The sequence below is a fragment of the Aeromonas sp. 2MA4 genome (genome assembly GCF_029237305.1).
Taxonomy (GTDB): Bacteria; Pseudomonadota; Gammaproteobacteria; order Enterobacterales; family Aeromonadaceae; genus Aeromonas; species Aeromonas salmonicida.
Window position 1 is genome coordinate 325,708 of record NZ_JAACFY010000001.1, and the last position, 16,591, is coordinate 342,298.

14 protein-coding genes are annotated in these 16,591 nt (G+C 52.1%); 5 read left to right on the forward strand and 9 right to left on the reverse strand.

Annotated features, from left to right (window positions below):
• Window positions 1–45: 45 nt before the first annotated feature.
• The 4 genes from aqpZ to GWQ31_RS01520 form a co-directional block, all read right to left on the reverse strand.
• On the reverse strand, window positions 46–732 hold the full coding sequence (aqpZ, locus tag GWQ31_RS01505; RefSeq protein ID WP_265421108.1) for an aquaporin Z: 687 nt from the start codon (window positions 730–732) through the stop codon (window positions 46–48).
• Window positions 733–1,078: 346 nt separating this feature from the next.
• Window positions 1,079–1,600 (reverse strand): crossover junction endodeoxyribonuclease RuvC, encoded by a 522-nt coding sequence (ruvC, locus tag GWQ31_RS01510; RefSeq protein ID WP_017412842.1) that lies wholly within the window; start codon window positions 1,598–1,600, stop codon window positions 1,079–1,081.
• Between the two features lie 182 nt (window positions 1,601–1,782).
• Complete coding sequence (locus GWQ31_RS01515) at window positions 1,783–2,694, reverse strand: Gfo/Idh/MocA family oxidoreductase (RefSeq protein WP_275908480.1); 912 nt, start codon at window positions 2,692–2,694, stop codon at window positions 1,783–1,785.
• Between the two features lie 52 nt (window positions 2,695–2,746).
• Complete coding sequence (locus GWQ31_RS01520) at window positions 2,747–2,893, reverse strand: hypothetical protein (protein WP_212539085.1); 147 nt, start codon at window positions 2,891–2,893, stop codon at window positions 2,747–2,749.
• Window positions 2,894–3,435: 542 nt separating this feature from the next.
• On the opposite strand from GWQ31_RS01520, the gene alaE reads away from it, so the two are divergent.
• Genes alaE through GWQ31_RS01535 form a run of 3 tightly spaced genes read left to right on the forward strand, consistent with a single transcriptional unit; the run spans window position 3,436 to window position 6,059 of the window.
• The gene (alaE, locus tag GWQ31_RS01525; protein ID WP_169045663.1) at window positions 3,436–3,897 is read left to right on the forward strand and encodes an L-alanine exporter AlaE; all 462 of its coding nucleotides are present in this window, start codon (window positions 3,436–3,438) and stop codon (window positions 3,895–3,897) included.
• 11 nt (window positions 3,898–3,908) lie between these two features.
• Complete coding sequence (locus GWQ31_RS01530) at window positions 3,909–4,895, forward strand: hypothetical protein (RefSeq protein WP_275908481.1); 987 nt, start codon at window positions 3,909–3,911, stop codon at window positions 4,893–4,895.
• Window positions 4,896–4,901: 6 nt separating this feature from the next.
• A complete protein-coding gene (locus GWQ31_RS01535; protein ID WP_212539032.1) occupies window positions 4,902–6,059 on the forward strand; it encodes a cysteine desulfurase family protein in 1,158 nt (385 codons plus the stop codon).
• A 268-nt stretch (window positions 6,060–6,327) separates the two neighbouring features.
• Here the strand turns inward: GWQ31_RS01535 and GWQ31_RS01540 are convergent, their stop codons facing one another.
• On the reverse strand, window positions 6,328–6,471 hold the full coding sequence (locus GWQ31_RS01540) for a hypothetical protein (RefSeq protein ID WP_212539084.1): 144 nt from the start codon (window positions 6,469–6,471) through the stop codon (window positions 6,328–6,330).
• 624 nt (window positions 6,472–7,095) lie between these two features.
• On the opposite strand from GWQ31_RS01540, the gene GWQ31_RS01545 reads away from it, so the two are divergent.
• Both GWQ31_RS01545 and GWQ31_RS01550 read left to right on the forward strand, forming a co-directional pair.
• Entirely contained in the window at window positions 7,096–8,262 is a 1,167-nt protein-coding gene (locus GWQ31_RS01545; RefSeq protein ID WP_275908482.1) for a hypothetical protein, read from the forward strand.
• Window positions 8,263–8,513: 251 nt separating this feature from the next.
• Window positions 8,514–9,239: a hypothetical protein gene (locus GWQ31_RS01550; RefSeq protein WP_275908483.1), complete on the forward strand. Its 726-nt coding sequence runs from the start codon at window positions 8,514–8,516 to the stop codon at window positions 9,237–9,239.
• A 109-nt stretch (window positions 9,240–9,348) separates the two neighbouring features.
• Here the strand turns inward: GWQ31_RS01550 and GWQ31_RS01555 are convergent, their stop codons facing one another.
• The 4 genes from GWQ31_RS01555 to GWQ31_RS01570 form a co-directional block, all read right to left on the reverse strand.
• Window positions 9,349–11,748 carry a YgiQ family radical SAM protein gene (locus GWQ31_RS01555; protein ID WP_275908484.1) on the reverse strand — a complete coding sequence of 800 codons (2,400 nt, stop codon included), beginning with the start codon at window positions 11,746–11,748 and terminating at the stop codon, window positions 9,349–9,351.
• Between the two features lie 138 nt (window positions 11,749–11,886).
• Window positions 11,887–12,258, reverse strand: a complete 372-nt coding sequence (locus GWQ31_RS01560) for a hypothetical protein (RefSeq protein WP_021138812.1) — start codon at window positions 12,256–12,258, stop codon at window positions 11,887–11,889.
• A 94-nt stretch (window positions 12,259–12,352) separates the two neighbouring features.
• Entirely contained in the window at window positions 12,353–15,472 is a 3,120-nt protein-coding gene (locus GWQ31_RS01565) for an efflux RND transporter permease subunit (protein ID WP_111587447.1), read from the reverse strand.
• Window positions 15,472–16,521 carry an efflux RND transporter periplasmic adaptor subunit gene (locus tag GWQ31_RS01570; protein WP_275908485.1) on the reverse strand — a complete coding sequence of 350 codons (1,050 nt, stop codon included), beginning with the start codon at window positions 16,519–16,521 and terminating at the stop codon, window positions 15,472–15,474. Before GWQ31_RS01570 ends, GWQ31_RS01565 begins: the two co-directional genes overlap by 1 nt.
• Window positions 16,522–16,591: the final 70 nt, after the last annotated feature.

Genomic DNA, 16,591 nt, shown 5'->3' on the forward strand with positions numbered 1-16,591 from the left:
AAACACGCCCGGGGGCGTGTCGATACCACACTTTTTTGTCACGGATCACGCTTTCGTTGCAATCACGCGATAGGCCAACGCACCCAGAATGGCACCGACGATCGGAGCAACCCAGAACAGCCACAGCTGGCTGACGGCCCAATCCCCCACAAACAGGGCGACCCCAGTGCTGCGCGCCGGGTTGACCGAGGTATTGGTCACCGGAATGCTGATGAGGTGGACAAGCGTCAGGCACAAGCCGATGGCAATGGGGGCAAAACCGGCCGGTGCACGGCTGTCGGTGGCACCCATGATGACGAACAGGAAGAAGCCGGTCATCACCACTTCACACACCAGCGCCGCCAGCAGGCTGTAACCGCCCGGTGAGTGCTCGCCATAGCCGTTGGAGGCAAAACCGGTACTCACATCAAAGCCAGCCTGACCGCTGGCAATCACATAGAGCACGGCCGCGGCAGCAATCCCGCCCAATACCTGAGCGACTATGTAAGACAAGACGCCGGATGCCGGGAAGCGGCCACCGGCCCACAGCCCCAGTGTCACGGCCGGGTTCAGGTGACAACCTGAAATATGGCCGATGGCATAGGCCATGGTCAGTACAGTCAGGCCAAATGCCAGCGCTACGCCCAGCAGGCCAATCCCCACGTTCGGGAAGGCGGCGGCCAAGACGGCACTGCCACAGCCCCCCAACACCAGCCAGAAGGTGCCCATAAACTCAGCTGCAAAAGGTTTCACATTTATATCTCCCAATGATGGATGGAACATGAGCCTAGGCTCATGAGGTCGCCGTTATTAAACGGGCGACACATTATGGGAGTGTGAAATAGCAAGGCGAAGTGGGCCTGCCTTATTCCTGAAATGTGATAAGAGTCACAAGTTATTGATTAATTGGGGGGATTGCCGCCAAGATGCAAACTGCACCAGACGGAGCTTATCCATGCCATGCGACAACTTGTGACCCTGCTGACTCTTTTGACAACAAGCCAGCATGCGAGTGTATAAATGGCGCGGATAAACGAGGAGGGCGCACGGGCGCCCTCCTCTCACATTGGTCCTCAGACGCAGTCAGCGTCGGCTGGATTCAGCGATAGCGACCGCGCACCGAGCTGGTGGCCCGCCCCGCCATCTTGATCAGGCTCTGGCGGGTATGGAAGTGGCAGATAGCCACCCCCAGCGCATCCGCCGCATCCGCCTGAGGCGTGGCCGACAGCTTGAGCAGATGGGTCACCATGTGCTGCACCTGCTCCTTGGCCGCCCCACCCGTGCCCACCACCGCCTGCTTGATCTGGGTCGCCGAGTATTCGCTGACCGGCAGCAGGGCGTTGACCGCCGCGACTATGGCACTGCCACGGGCCTGACCCAGCTTCAAGGCCGAATCGGCGTTGCGGGCCATGAAGACCCGCTCTATGGCGAACTCGTCGGGCTTGAACTGGGTGATGATCTCGCTCACCCCGTCATACACCTGCTTGAGGCGCGACGGCAGCTCGCCCAGGTCGGTGCGGATGCAGCCGGAGCCCAGGTATTCCGCCTTGCCTGCGACTATGCGGATAACGCCGTAACCTGTGATCCGGGAACCCGGGTCTATGCCCAAAATAATGCTCATGACACTCTGTTGCTCTGAAAGCAGTTCATGGGCGCCAAGATAGCAAACAAGCGTCCGCTTGGCTCGCGCGGCGGCGCCCTCGCCGGCTGACTGCGCAGGGATCCGTCATCTTGTACAGTGGTCTGCCTGTTCCTTCACCCGTGCGGGCCCGCCAAATCAGGCACGGCAGGCGCAGGGAAGGGTCAGCACGCCAGCGCCACCAGCCGCTCGGCCAGTCGATGGCCGTGCAGATAGCTCTCAATCAGAGTCCCATCGGCCTTGCCCACCTCGATTTGCCGATACCAGTGATCGAGCATAGCCACGAAGCCCCGCTGGGCCAGTACCGGCTGCCAGTCGTCCGGTGCCAGGGTCTGCAACGCCTTGTCCCGGGCAATCGTGCCCCGGGTGCTGTTTTCCAGGTGCAGGGAGAGATTGTCGCCGTAAGCGTCGACACGCTCCTCCGTGATACCGGCGCTGCGGTTCATGCTACCGCTCACCGCCACCTGCCCGCTTTGCCAGGCCACACTCACTCCGGCCAGCAATTCGGGCTGCTGACTGCTGCGCCGCAGCACAGCATGCAGATCCCCGGTAGGCGCGCCGCCATAGAAACAGAGGCTGTCGAGCACATGGATAAAGTCGTCGAACAGGAACTGGCGCGGCAGCCCCGGCAAGGCGTGTCTGTGTTTTTGCCAGTTAAGCTCGGTGAGCGGCTGATTATCTGTACGGACGGCGCTCATGGCGGGCAGATAGCGTCGGTTGAAGCCGACAAACAGCGGGCAATCCTGCGCCAGGGCGAGGTTGGCGAGCGCCTCCACCTCGGCTGCGTTGTCACAGAGCGGCTTGTCGACAAAGGTAGGGATGCCAGCACGCAGGCACTGCTCGGCAATCTCGCGGTGAACGGCAGTAGCTGCGTGGATCATCACGGCATCCGGGCGGCTCCCTAGCAGCCCATCCACCTCGGTAAAGCATTCGGGGATCCGGTACTGGCAGGCCAGCTTGCCCAGCACTGCCGGATTGCGGGTACAGAGCAGCGGGGTGACCCGCTCGTCGCTGGCCAGCAGCGGCAGATAGGCCTTCTGGGCGATATCACCAAGGCCAATCAGGGCAATGCGCATGGGAACTCCTTTTCATGAGTGCGATGGCAGACAGGATAACATCCGGTGCTTTCTATTCGAGCTCTTTCCCCAGCCCCTTGGTCTGCTCTCTGGCATCCAACCATTTGCCCACTCTGGCCCCCAGCCCGGAGCAGAGCAGCGCCGTTACGGCGGCCCAGAGCAGCTGGTTGCCATCAAAGTCCGCCTGCCCATAATTCAAGAAAACTCACTGGCCTGGAAATTAAATCCTACACTTTACACATTTACTGAATTAAAAATGAAAAATGTATTAGACAAGAGAACGATAGATATCCAATATTTATCACAAAGTCACACATTGCTCGAAAAGGTGGGCATACTATATTTTCCAACCACAGATTCTCATCACATAGTCCACAAAAATTTCCCATAATCACAAAATTTAATTCAATCCTTTATAGACTTCATGTATTGAAAGTAGCGTGAACATCAGATATGGAAAATGCCAAACCTAAATTACCCTCTAGCTCCAGGCTGTATCGCATTAAAAATGGATCAAACTAAATAACTTAGCTACATGCTCATAAAAAACCCAACCTCTAAGAATTTAATTCAATATTTTGCAGATTTACTTATAAGCAGTAGCATAAAGCCAGATAGGAACATTACCTTACTCCATACACAATCTTTCACAGCAATGCTACTGCGATATGTTACATTGACGCCTATTAATCAGCAGAGTATCTTCCCACTTCCTAAAAATAATTCAAAAGCCTATGTATTATGGAAGCAGTTCTCCCATCAAATAAAAAACAAAGATACGTCAATTTCGCCGCTGATGTTTTTGCACTAAATACTTTTTGTTATTTTATATCCATACCAATAGAACTAGGTTTTGCACAGATGAGTTTAGCAACTCACCTGCATGCTAGACTCATTGGACTGTTTATAATAACATCAACAGCAAGACCCTTCGGTATTTGGCGCGATTGGATTTTCAGGAAGTGTAGATTAACAGAACAAAATAAAGGCATGCTTCCTTATTTAGTTGACACATTTGCCTATCTATCATTTGAAATGCCATTATATTTGATCAACCTATCAGTAAGCGGTGCTTCCTCCGAGCAGATGCTCAGGAGTGCCCTTATATTTTGCTTGATCTCTGGTGTTGTCGGACGGCCATACGGAATTTATCGTTCCTTTCTCAGAAAAAAAATCTTCAAAATAAAAAACAACTATAATTAAGGTAGCTATAAATGAATATAAAACCTCTTATTTCCAGTGTCAACCTCAAGGAAAATGTTATTATTGATTGTGGTCATATTGCTATTTTTTCAAAAGATAACGGTTATTCATTTGGGAGATTTGGAGAGCCCAGCACTCAAGAAATGAATACTCTAACTATAGGAATTGAATTATTGCTCCATCTGAGAAAAAGTGGTCACAAAGCTACACTAAGTATCTGTTTATCAGACTTGGCTGGGATCACCGGGGGGAACCAAGAAAGAAGCTCTATTCTTAACGACTTCAAAGATGGTATTAAGAATCCATATTTACCAGAAGAATATAAAAAAGCCCTAGAAGAAAATAGCCTAACTGTAGATGATGTGATCCTAAACTTGCAATCTAAGGGCAATGAGAAGTTTAAAAAAATCATTCGTAGGGTTCGCTCAAATATTATTAAAACATCTGAAGAACCAGCTAACAGTAAAAATTTTTACAAAAAATACAATGCTTTATTCTTGACCTCAGGTAATAACGATATTTTTTCTTTATCCACCCCATTTTTGGCTAATACAAACATTGAGGATCAATATTTTCAGGGAGACTGGTGGAAAGATGAAGATAACAAAATTAAAGATAGCGTGTTAAGCACTCTCCCATTCATTAGACTTAAGAAAAACCCTATTATTAACCTATATGAATCAGGTGGAAAAGTATTATGTCCAGCCACATATAGCGGATTACTTAGTCACTTTGATAACAATGTTGATCACATTGCGATCTATGCACGCGGTGATGATGAATTCATTGGAGAAAAAATAATTCGAGGTGTTATTGCATCAAATATTCTTTCTGATGAATTTTCAAGAAACTGTATTCAAGTTATTGTTTCAAAAACTGGGAAGCTAGAAGTATCAATCATACGTGAGAATGAAATAAAACATTGCAAATGTGAATATGAAACATTCACTTCAAAAATTTCAAAAAAAATTTCTTTTAATAATATGGTAGTGATGTAATTTAACATGATATATTTTGACAATGCAGCATCCGCGCTCCCACTCTCAAGCGCTGTAAATTTTATTCCTCAGTATGGTAACCCCTCAAGCAACCATAAAGCAGGCAATGATAGCCATCAAATAGTTAATAACGCCAGACAATTACTTTCTGATATTTTTGGTGGCGATACTGGAAGCTATTATTTCACTTCAGGCGCAACCGAGTCAGCCAATCTAGCCATTCAAGGATATTGTCGATTCTTGAGAAAAATCGCCTCAACTCGTGATGAAATTATAGTTTCCGCAGTGGAGCATCCAGCTGTGTTCAATACTGTACACGAAATGGGGAAACAAGGATTTACAGTTCATGTATTAAATGTTGATAAAACCGGCGTAATTAACATTCCTGAGCTAAAAAGCCTAATAAATAACAAGACCGCTTTGGTGTGCATAATGGGTGTTAATAATGAGACAGGCGTGATTCAACCCATCAATGATGCTTTCCAGTGTGTCAAAGACATCGATATTGGCATAGTAACCATATGTGATATGGTTCAATATCTGACGAAAGTAAATACAGAACTTGACCTAGACAATATTGACTGTTTTTTTGCTTCAGGCCACAAACTTGGTGCAGCTAAAGGGATCGGCTTTTTATATTTAAATGAAAAGGTCATGATCGCCCCTTTATTTATAGGTGGTGGTCAAGAAAGTGGCTTACGACCAGGAACAGAAAACCTTTATGGTATTGAGTCATTGTCAAGAGCCCTAAAAGAACACTCACTGAAAAGTAGTACGTATCAGAGACACGTTCACCTTTTAAAAAAACACCTTCTTAATAGTCTTGAAGATACCGGTGTTAATTATCAATTAAATACACTAAATGCCCTAACTTCTGACTATATACTGTCACTTGCGTTTCCAGGTCAAGATGCAGGTCACTTAGCAAACTATCTGGCAAACAAGGGGGTATGCATTTCAAGAGGTTCTGCATGCAGTAGTACATCCGAAAAACCGTCTAGAGTATTGAGTTCGATGATGCTTGATCGTAAGACCATAAACTCCACAATCAGACTTTCATTTTCACCTTACAATACTGTAGATGATGTAAATATGTTCTGCACACATATTATTGAGTATAATGTAGCAACAAATAATATTTCAGTGAAATCTGAATCCAATTAGAATAATCACCGCGCAGGTCCAGGAATTGCTCTTATGGGATAGTTTATCCACCAGTTCACCATGACCGGAACCTTGCGCGGTGGACTTACCGCAGAGAAGGCTTTGAATAGATTTCCCAGACCTATTCCCAGATCTCCATAGCAGAAACGCTCCGAGAGAAAGGCGTATAACCCCAAAAGGTGGGTGTCCCAGATTTCCGTCCCAGTTTAAAAGTCAGCGAGTAATCACGCTGTATCCGTTTCACACCTTGTCCCATCGGGCTCTCCATTTATGTGGGAGAAAGGTGTAAACCATATTCAGGACGGGACATTTCAAAGAAAAAAGGCACCAGCAGATTGAAACCGATGATCCCGAGCAGCAGCCCAAGGCCGCTGCCCACCTTCTCCCTGCGGGATCGCACCTTTAACGCCATCTGATTGCTCCTGTTGAGATGAGATAAGGGGTACCTATCGCCCCAGCCGGTCTACCCGGCAAGATAACAAAGCCTCCCCCGATAGGGACAGCCATCTTTTGGGGCGATAGAAATAGCCACATATGCTCCTTTCATATCCATTTGCTGATCCAGTTCAAAAAACGATGAGATTCTGACGGGTGTGTCATTTAAAGGCTCGCCTAGACAATTTCGTTTGGCCTACCATAGCCATCCAGAACCTGTTGAGCTGCGATGGGTTGCTGCTAGCGCGGGTCAAGGGAGCATATTGGAAGCTGTAATCCATGGGCGGTAGCGTACGATTCTGTAGCGCTATAACTTGCTCAGAACTGTGGGTGTCCCAGATTCCATGCTGGGAGCTAACCCCGTGCGGTAACTATTTTGTCTGCAGAAGGGAGTTAAGATGCCTGTGAACTATTTCCGGATGAAAGGGATACTTTTTGTGTGAACCAAATAGGATTATATAGATATAAGATGGAAATTATTTCGACCATGCTTCAAAAACTTCATTATTTATAGCATAAAAAGAACATATGTTTTCAGCATGGACATCAACAGCCTTATCACCAAGGTAATGGCAAAAAGCACAAGAGAGCTATTTATAATATGAATCTGAACGATGGCGAAATCCTAAAAGTACGTCAGGTTAGATGGAAGTCACCATTATCTCGAAAGATTGAAGATTTTTCAAAATTAATAAGCGCTGATGAGGTATTTCATCAGTACTTTGGTGAAAAGTACATAAATGAATTGACGGTTAGATCAAAAGCTATTACCCAGTTGATTTTTAAATTGGGATTAATATATACATTATTGATGTTTTCATTATATGCTGCTCAAAACATTAATGATTCTGAATTTGAGTTTTTTGGGTATGGTTTTAAAAATTTAAGTAATTACAAAGAAGTTTTACTGCTGCTGGCTGCTATTACCTCTCCCATATCCGCGATCTATAGCGCATATCAAAATTACTTGAATGCCTTGGTAAATGAGTGCATTAAAAAACTGTACCCAGATGCAGCAACCCGAAAGTATTATTCCATTCAATTTGTAGATGGGTATTTTGAATGGCTGCCAAACCATCCTAGGGAAAAGAATGTATATTGGCACAGTTTTACATTATTCTTAATGATTTCTTTTGTTATAATATTAATGTTGCTTTTTTTCACCCTGTTGGCAGGCTCGTTTTTCATTCAACTCGCTGTAATTTATGATATAGCTGTTAATCCATCATCATCAAAATATTTCAACATGTTTGTGCTGTTAGTTTCAATTTCATCGATTCTGCTCTCTTGGTTGATAATAATCATACAACTTCCAATGCCTGAAGTAGACAATAACAATCTCTTTAAATTAGAAGAAATTAAAAAAAGTGATCCTGAAAAATATCAAGTAATTATGGAGAGGATGGCTGATGAAAGTTCAAGGAAAGATGCTATATCAATAATGGTATTATCTTCACTAATATATATCATCACGTTTACATCTATATCAGTGATTTGCTTTTCGGAATCGCTAGACAATCTAACACTTTTTTTATCTAAAGCTTTACCAGGGGTTTTTATTGTTCTATTTTTGTCAAGGATAGTGATTAGGTTTTTTAGGAGAAAAATACTAAATGCATTTTTTGAAAAGCACCCTAACGAGACCCCACATAGATTGCAGGATTTTATTACTGTCACTAAAGTTCTCAATCTAAATAGATTTATAATTCCATTAATTTTCTCTTTTATATACTCTTTTTATGCATTAAATAAGATGCTACTTTGGTAAATAAAATTCGTAATTCAGCAAGTGGATTCATCTATCTCAAAAAGGAAGTGTCGGATCTCGCCTTTCAGAGTGAGCAATAGCTATAGCAATTTGAACAATTTGCTTCACGACCTTGTGATTAGATGTTTGATGGAAGTGTAATTTATGGAAGAGAGATGCCACCATATGAGGGTTAATTTACACTGTGAGAAATGAGCTTAAATAAATTTACATTGTCGATCCATTAATAACTTAAAAGAGGCGTTAGGTTAATGTTAAAAATAACACTCACTCTGCTGCTTATAATGATAACTATTTATTGGATTGGCGAAAAAGTCAGGAAAAATAAAAAAATTGATGCATTTATAACAGCACTAGAAGAAAATTATTCAAAACTAAATAATCATCTTGAGGACTCCAGTATTATAAATGGTTTACGCTATCTTCGTCGTGCATATGGTTGGCTAAGTATTCTGATTTTCGCCTCCCTTTTTATCCTTCAAAGATTATCTCAACCAAACTCAGCAAACTATCAACCTATATTTTGGTTGTTTGTGTTTGCCTTTATGGGATGGTTCTCTATCAAATGGGTTGTTGACCACAAAAAAACAGTCACTGAATTTGTAAGAGATAATCTATTAATAGTTTTTGGCCCTCTTATTATGGGGGTGTTTGATTTAGTTTTTAATACACCATTAACGAGAATTCTGTTTACAATTGTTAAAGATATTGCTGTGGTATTCAATATTCAAACTGCGGAGATATCAAACCCTCTTGCTATAGGTGGTACTATATCACTGGTACTTATTGCATTCTTCAGTATTTATTATTTGGTCACTTGGGCCGTCACAGCTCCTGTGTTTTTAGTTTCAGTATTCGCAGTGTTGCTTCCTATTCAATTTGCGCGCTTTTTGGCTCGTATCGATCGAAGTAATACTTTTCTTTGGTTTACTATATGTCTGATGATTATAATTACATTATGGCTGTCACAATTATAAATTTAACTATCGGACCTAGCTGATCCGATATTGGAAGTATCGAGAGATTAAAAAAAGGCGACCATCCGGTCGCCTTTTTATTTTCTATCACTTTCCCAATCAGGAAATATCACCGAGCCGGTCGCTTGGCTGCTCCGCCTTTGGCGGCAGGTTTGGCAGAGCCAGCGCGGGTTGGGGTCTTGCCCTTATGGGCGGGTTTCCCGGCCGGTTTGCCCTGACCTGCGCCTTGGGAAGCTGGCTTGCCGTTGCCGCCCGCCCCTTTAGGGAGCTGGGAGCCTACTGGCTTGCCATTGCCCGCCTTGCCGCCCTTGCTGGCGGCAGGGGTGTCGTTGCGAGCCTTGCCTTGCGAGGCGACAGCCACTGCGCCCTTACCGGCAGAGGCACCCTTGCCAGCCCCATTGCCACGCTGATGAACGATATTGCTGTGGCGGGTCAGGGCTGGTTTCAGCCCCTTGTTGATGCTGCGCGAGGCCACCGCCTCACCGCGACCTTCCGGCGGCACCAGGCAGTTGGGACCGTTGCCAATCAGGTGACCCTTGCCCATCTCGAGCAGCGCCTCGCGGATCATGGGCCAGCCGGCCGGATCGTGATAGCGCAGCAGCGCCTTGTGCAGACGGCGACGACGTTCCCCTTTCACCACGAACACGTCCCCGCCCTGGCGGCTCACCTTGTTGAGCGGGTTTTTCTCGGTGTAATACATGGTGGTGGCGTTGGCGAGCGGCGACGGGTAGAAGTTCTGCACCTGATCGAGCTTGAAGTTGTTGGTCTTGACCCAGAGCGCCATGTTCACCATGTCTTCATCCGTGGTGCCCGGGTGGGCCGAGATGAAGTAGGGGATCAGGTACTGCTGCTTGCCCGCCTCTTTGGAATACTTGTCGAACAGCTCCTTGAAGCTGTAGTAGCTGCCCATGCCCGGCTTCATCATCTTGGAGAGCGGGCCCTCCTCGGTGTGCTCGGGGGCAATCTTGAGGTAGCCGCCGACATGGTACTTGGCCAGCTCCTTGATGTAGCGCGGATCTTCCACCGCTATGTCGTAACGCACCCCGGAGGCGATCAGTATCTTCTTGATCCCCTTCACATCCCGCGCCTTGCGATAGAGGTTGATGGTCGGGGTATGGTCGGTATCCATGTGCGGGCATATGGTAGGCCAGACGCAGGAGGCGCGGCGACAGGTCTGCTCGGCCCTGGGGCTCTTGCAGCGCAGCTTGTACATGTTGGCGGTAGGGCCGCCGAGATCCGAGATGACGCCGGTAAAGCCCGGCACCTTGTCGCGGATCTCTTCGATTTCTTTGATGATCGACTCTTCCGAGCGGCTCTGGATGATGCGCCCCTCGTGCTCCGTGATGGAGCAGAAGGAGCAGCCGCCGAAGCAGCCACGCATGATGTTGACCGAGGTCTTGATCATCTCGTAGGCCGGGATCTTCTCCTTGCCATAAGCCGGGTGCGGCACCCGCTGGTACGGCAGGCCGAACACGCCGTCCATCTCGTCGGTTTCCAGCGGGAAGGCGGGCGGGTTGACCCAGATGATGCGATCGCCGTGGGCCTGGGAGAGCGCGCGGGCGCAGCCCGGGTTGGTCTCGTGGTGCAGGATGCGCGACGCGTGGGCGTAGAGCACCTTGTCTTCCTTCACCCGCTCGAACGCCGGCAGCTTCACATAGGTTTTCTCCCATGGCTTCTGCTTGGGCGGCTGCACCAATACCGGCTTGGCTTCTTGCTCCACCGGCGCCGTGCCCTCGTCATCCGAGCAAGGCGCCCCTTCCATATAGGGGTTCATGATGGGGTCGATGCGGCCGATCTGATCCAGCTTGCTCGAATCCACCCCGCGCCACTCGGGCAGCGGCTCCTTGCGGATCACGGCGGTGCCGCGAATGTCCTGCATGGTCTCCATGGTCTCGCCGTTGGCGATGCGGTGCGCCACCTCGATCAGCGGCCGCTCGGCGTTGCCATAAATGAGGATGTCAGCCTTGGCATCGAGCAGGATGGAGCGACGTATGGTCTCGGACCAGTAGTCGTAGTGGGCAATGCGGCGCAGCGACGCCTCTATGCCACCTATGACAACCGGCACCTCTTTGAAAGCTTCTTTACAGCGCTGGGTATAGACCAGAGTGGCGCGGTCGGGCCGCTTGCCGCCTATGTCTCCCGGTGTGTAGGCATCATCGTGGCGCAGCTTCTTGTCGGAGGTGTAGCGGTTGATCATGGAGTCCATGTTGCCCGCCGTCACCCCGTAGAAGAGGTTGGGTTTGCCCAGACGCATGAAGTCATCCTTCGATGACCAGTCCGGCTGGGCTATGATGCCGACCCGAAAACCCTGGGATTCCAGCATGCGGCCTATGACCGCCATGCCGAAACTCGGGTGATCCACATAGGCGTCACCGGTCACCAGGACTATGTCACAGCTGTCCCAGCCGAGTTTGTCCATCTCCGCTCTGGACATGGGCAGGAAGGGCGCAGTGCCGTAGCACTCAGCCCAGTAGCGGGGATAGGAGAAAAGGTGGGTAACCGGCTGCATTTTGAACACCTGGAACAATTCGGGTCGCGCATTATACCGGCAGAGCAGAGCGGGAGCGATGGCTTTTTACCCCTACAGAGCAAGGGGGAAAGGTGAGCCAGTGACTGGCTCGCCTCAATAACGCGGGGTTGAACGGGATCAGGCCAGGACGCGGGCCAGCACTATGCGGCTGTAGTGGCGCTGCAGCAGCTGATAACCCCCGAGCAGACACCAGACCAGGGCCGGCGCCAGGAAGATGGGGTGGGTCGCGAGGCGCAGCATCAGCAACCCCAGCAGGATCAGCGCGAACGGGCGGATCTCGTAGAGCCACAGCGGCCAGCCCTGCTTGCGGGCAGGGAGTGGCTTGTCAATGCGCCTATGGGCACTGCGTCTGAACCAGGCCAGGGAACCGGCCAGATAGAACGCCAGTCCGGCCAGCAGCAGACCCGGTTGCTCGGCAACCCCCAGCAACAGCAAACCGCTGCCCATATAGGCAAAAGGCAGCGGCTCATAGATAGCAGATGGCAACATAGCTCACCTCAAGGTTAAAACTGGTTACATATTAACCGTCGGCTGCAGTGATACCATCCGCTTTCTGCGGCTTGCACCTATATGGGTGTAGGTATCAGGCAGCCGGTTTATCCTCGGCTTTCACCGCCAACTCGGCTGCCAGCGCCTCGTCCACCAGCAGATCCCGCGCCCCTGTCATGCCCGCCCGTTTGGCCAGCAGATGATAGATGGCAGGCACCATCAGCAGGGTCACCAGGGTCGCGAGAGACAGCCCGAAGAACACCACTGTCCCCACCGCCATCCGGCTCTCGTAACCCGCCCCCATGGAGAGCATCAGCGGCACTGCCCCTATGATGGCGGTCAGCGACGTCATCAGAATGGGCCGCAGGCGGCGCACCGAGCCGGCAATGATGGCCTCATCGAACGCTTCCCCACGCTGGCGAAGCTGGTTGATGAACTCCACGATCAAGATGCCGTTCTTGGTCACCATGCCGATCAGCATGATCATGCCGATCTGGCTGTAGATGCTCAGCTCCTGTCCTGTCAGCCAGAGGCCGAGCAGACCACCGAAGATGCCAAGGGGAACCGTCACCATGACCACAGCCGGGGTCAGCATGCTCTCGAACTGAGCCACCAGCACCAGATAGACCACCAGCAGGGCCAGACCGAACACCATCACCATCTCGCCCTGGTTATCGCGATAATCCTTGGACTCACCGGCGTAATCCACCGTCATGCCGCTCGGCAGATTGGCATTGGCCCAGCCATCGAGGAAGTCCAGCGCCTCGCCCAGGGTGCGATCCGGCGCCAGATCGGCGGTGAGGGTCACTGCCTTCTGCCGCTGGTAGTGGTTGAGCCGCTGCGGGCTTGCCACCTGTTTGACGGTGGCCAGGGTGGAGAGACTCACCATCTCGCCACTGGCAGCCTTGAGATAGATACGGCTGAGATCGGACACGCCGTTGAAGTCGTGCTGATTGGCGCGCAGATAGACGTCATACTCCTCGCCCCTGTCCACATAAGTGGTCTGGCTCACGCCGCCAAGCAGGGCCTGCAACGAACTGGCCACGGTCGACACTGGAATGCCGAGCTGGCTGGCCCTGTCACGCTCTATGGTCACTTGCAGCTCGGGGGTCTTCTCGGCGTAGTCGAGATCCGGCATCGACATCAGGCCGCTCTGGGCCGCCGCCTCTTTCAAAGCCAGCCCCTGCTGGTAGAGCTCGGCATAGTCGGAGCCCTGCAGCACGAACTGGACGGCCGCGGTGGAGCCGCCCCGAAAGCCCGGCTGGAAGGTGCGGATCATCACATCAGGGATCCCCGCCAGTCGTCCACTCAGGGACTGGGCAAACTGGGTGGCGGTTTCGTCCCGCTCGGCCCAGTCGGTGAGCTGAATGATCGCCATCCCGGTCTGATCGCCGCCACGACCGAAGGCCGGGGTACTGAAGCTCATGGCCTGCACCACGCCCTTGCCCAGCAGCGGCATGATGGCGGCCTCCACTTGCTGCATGTTGCGCTTCATCCGCTCTATGCTGGTGCCCTCGGCCCCCTTCACGAACACATAGAGCACACCCCTGTCTTCGGTGGGGGTCAGACTGGTGGGCAACTGGCCAAACAGGGCGCCGATGCCGCCAAGGCAGAGCAAGAGCACCAGCGGCGTCCAGGCCGAACGACGCAGCACCCAGCCCAGCAGGCGTCGGTAGTGTTTCTCCACCCAGCCGAGGCCGCGATCGAGCGCCGCCGTCAGCACATTGGGTTTGTCTACGGAGCGCATCAGCCAGGAGCCCATGGCCGGCGTCAGGGTCAGTGCCACCAGGGAGGAGAAGAGCACGGCCAGGGAGAGCAGGATGGCGAACTCGGTAAAGAGCCGCCCCACCATGCCATCCATGAAGGCGATGGGTACAAACACCATCACCAGCACGGCCGTGGTCGCCACCACGGCAAAGCCCACCTCACGGGTGCCGTGCCAGGCCGCCATCAACGGTGGCTCACCCCGTTGCAGGTGATGGTGAATGTTCTCCACCACCACTATGGCGTCATCCACCACCAGACCGATGGCGAGAATAAGGGCGAGCAGTGTAATGAGGTTGATGGAAAAACCGAGATACCAGGCACCGATAAAGGCGGAGATCAGCGACACAGGGACCGTAATGGCCGGGATCAGGGTAGTGCGCCCCTGCCCCAGGAACAGATAGAGCACGGCCACCACCAGCACGGCGCTGATGGCCAGCGTCTCGTACACCTCGTCGATGGCCTGCTTGATGAAGATGGTGGAGTCATAGTCGACCTCGAGCTTGGCCCCTTCCGGCAGGAAGCGCTGCATCTCGGCGACCTTCAGCTCGATGCCCTGGGCCACCGCCAGGGGGTTGGCGGTGGACTGGGCGACTATGCCGATCCCCAGACTCTCGCGACCATTGCGCTGATAGGCGCTGTCTTCGTTCTTGGCGCCCACCTCCACATCGGCGATGTCCGCCAGATAGATGCTCTGACCGTTGTCGGCACTGCGCACCTGCAAGGCCTGGAAATCGGCGGCTGTGTGGTAGAGGCGGGCAATCTGCACCGCCATCGTCATGCTGTTGTTGCGAATTTCGCCGCCCGGCAGCTCGATATTCTCCCGCTTGAGGGCATCCTGCACGTCCGCCACCGTGATGCCACGGGCCGCCATGTCCGCCGGGCGCAGCCGCACGTACATCACCTGGGTCAGATCGCCGGAGAGGGCCACCTCGCTCACCCCGTCCACCAGACTCAAGGGGTCGACCAGCACGCGGTTGGCGTAGTCGGTCATGGCGGTACGGTCCATCTGGGTGCTGCTGAAGTTCAGCCAGACAGCGACATCGCCGTTGCCGTTGTCCTTGGTGACCATGGGTTCATCCACGTCGTCCGGCAGCCTGGGCCGGGCACGGGAGAGGGCATCGCGCACATCCGAGGTGCCCTCCACCATGTTCCAGCCGAGCTTGAACTCCACCGTGATGACGGAACGCCCCTTGCGGGTCACCGAGTTGATGTTCTTGATACCGCTGATGCCGGAGAGCTGATCCTCGATGGGCTTGGTGACCTGGCTCTCCATGACGGCGGGTGCCGCCCCCTCGTACATGGTGGTGATGGAGACGGATGGCGTCTGCACATCCGGCATCTCGCGCACCGTCAATTTGCTGAAAGCCACCAGACCGAACACGGTCAAGAGGGCACTCAATACCACAGCCACCAAGGGGCGACGGACAGATACATCGGAGAGCCACATCAGCCTTTGACCTCCGCCAGATCGTGCACACTGATGCCGTCACGCAGATTGACCAACCCCTCTACCACTATGCGATCGCCGACCTTCAAGCCCTCCGTGACCCACACCTCTTCACCATGGGTATCCCCCAGCACCACTGCCACCCGCTTGACCCGACCATCGGGCTCGAGGCGATAGACGAAGCGCTGTTCACCGGCGTACTCCACCGACTGGGCGGGGATCAGGGTCATCTTCTGGGGCGGCAGGGAGAGCTCCACATTGAGCAGCATGCCGGGCCGCAACTGACCGTCAGGATTGGGAATGATGACTCGGGCCTTGATGTTCTGGGTATCGTTGGACACCCGGCTGTCGAGGGTCTCCAGCACGCCATGAAACGATTGTTCCGGCCAGGCCGAGCTGGTGGCTGTCACCGCCATGCCGGGGCGCAGCAGGGAGAGGTAGCGCTCGGGCACCGCCAGATCGAGCCGCAGCCTGGCAAGCTCATCCAGATGGAGCAGGGTGTCACCACTGTTGACCAGGGCCCCTTCACTCAAGTCGATGAGGCTGACGGAGCCGTCAAACGGCGCTTGCAGGGTGCGCAAGGAGAGCTCGTAACGTGCGGCATCCACCCTTGCCTGTACCTGTGCAACCACAGCCTCCTGCCCCTCCAGCTCAGACTGGGTCACGGCGCCGCGCGCCACCAGCCGGCGCATGTCCCGCAGCTTGCGAGCCTCATCGCGCGCACTGGCACTCTGCTCGGCGAGCTCCGCCTGCTGCTTGCCTGCATCCAGCGCTATCAGGGTATCGCCCTGCTTGACCTGCTGACCGGAGCGCACCGCTATCTTGACGATACGCCCTGTCACCTCGGGGCTTATCACCACGGAGCGATTGGCGGCCAGCTTGCTCACCAGCTTGATGGAGGGTTCAGCCAGACTCTGCTTGACCGTTTGCGCCCTGATATTGACCTGCTTGGGCTGGGGTTTGCTGACAGCTTCACCGTTACGGTAATACCAGACACCCAGCATCAGCAGGGAGAGACAGGCGATCGACAGCCACATACGCATTTTCATCAAGCAATCCATGAAATTAGGGAAAAAGGAGGCACTTCATCAATGATGGGCATCATGTTACCCCCTGACT

What these genes read in the sequence shown, in the direction of transcription:
- ruvC (WP_017412842.1), bottom strand. Translation starts at nt 1,600, where the DNA reads ATGAGCATTATTTTGGGCATAGACCCGGGTTCCCGGATCACAGGTTAC.
- GWQ31_RS01515 (WP_275908480.1), bottom strand. Translation starts at nt 2,694, where the DNA reads ATGCGCATTGCCCTGATTGGCCTTGGTGATATCGCCCAGAAGGCCTAT.
- alaE (WP_169045663.1), top strand. Translation starts at nt 3,436, where the DNA reads ATGGAAGCAGTTCTCCCATCAAATAAAAAACAAAGATACGTCAATTTC.
- GWQ31_RS01530 (WP_275908481.1), top strand. Translation starts at nt 3,909, where the DNA reads ATGAATATAAAACCTCTTATTTCCAGTGTCAACCTCAAGGAAAATGTT.
- GWQ31_RS01535 (WP_212539032.1), top strand. Translation starts at nt 4,902, where the DNA reads ATGATATATTTTGACAATGCAGCATCCGCGCTCCCACTCTCAAGCGCT.
- GWQ31_RS01540 (WP_212539084.1), bottom strand. Translation starts at nt 6,471, where the DNA reads ATGGCGTTAAAGGTGCGATCCCGCAGGGAGAAGGTGGGCAGCGGCCTT.
- GWQ31_RS01545 (WP_275908482.1), top strand. Translation starts at nt 7,096, where the DNA reads ATGAATCTGAACGATGGCGAAATCCTAAAAGTACGTCAGGTTAGATGG.
- GWQ31_RS01550 (WP_275908483.1), top strand. Translation starts at nt 8,514, where the DNA reads ATGTTAAAAATAACACTCACTCTGCTGCTTATAATGATAACTATTTAT.
- GWQ31_RS01555 (WP_275908484.1), bottom strand. Translation starts at nt 11,748, where the DNA reads ATGCAGCCGGTTACCCACCTTTTCTCCTATCCCCGCTACTGGGCTGAG.
- GWQ31_RS01560 (WP_021138812.1), bottom strand. Translation starts at nt 12,258, where the DNA reads ATGTTGCCATCTGCTATCTATGAGCCGCTGCCTTTTGCCTATATGGGC.
- GWQ31_RS01565 (WP_111587447.1), bottom strand. Translation starts at nt 15,472, where the DNA reads ATGTGGCTCTCCGATGTATCTGTCCGTCGCCCCTTGGTGGCTGTGGTA.
- GWQ31_RS01570 (WP_275908485.1), bottom strand. Translation starts at nt 16,521, where the DNA reads ATGAAAATGCGTATGTGGCTGTCGATCGCCTGTCTCTCCCTGCTGATG.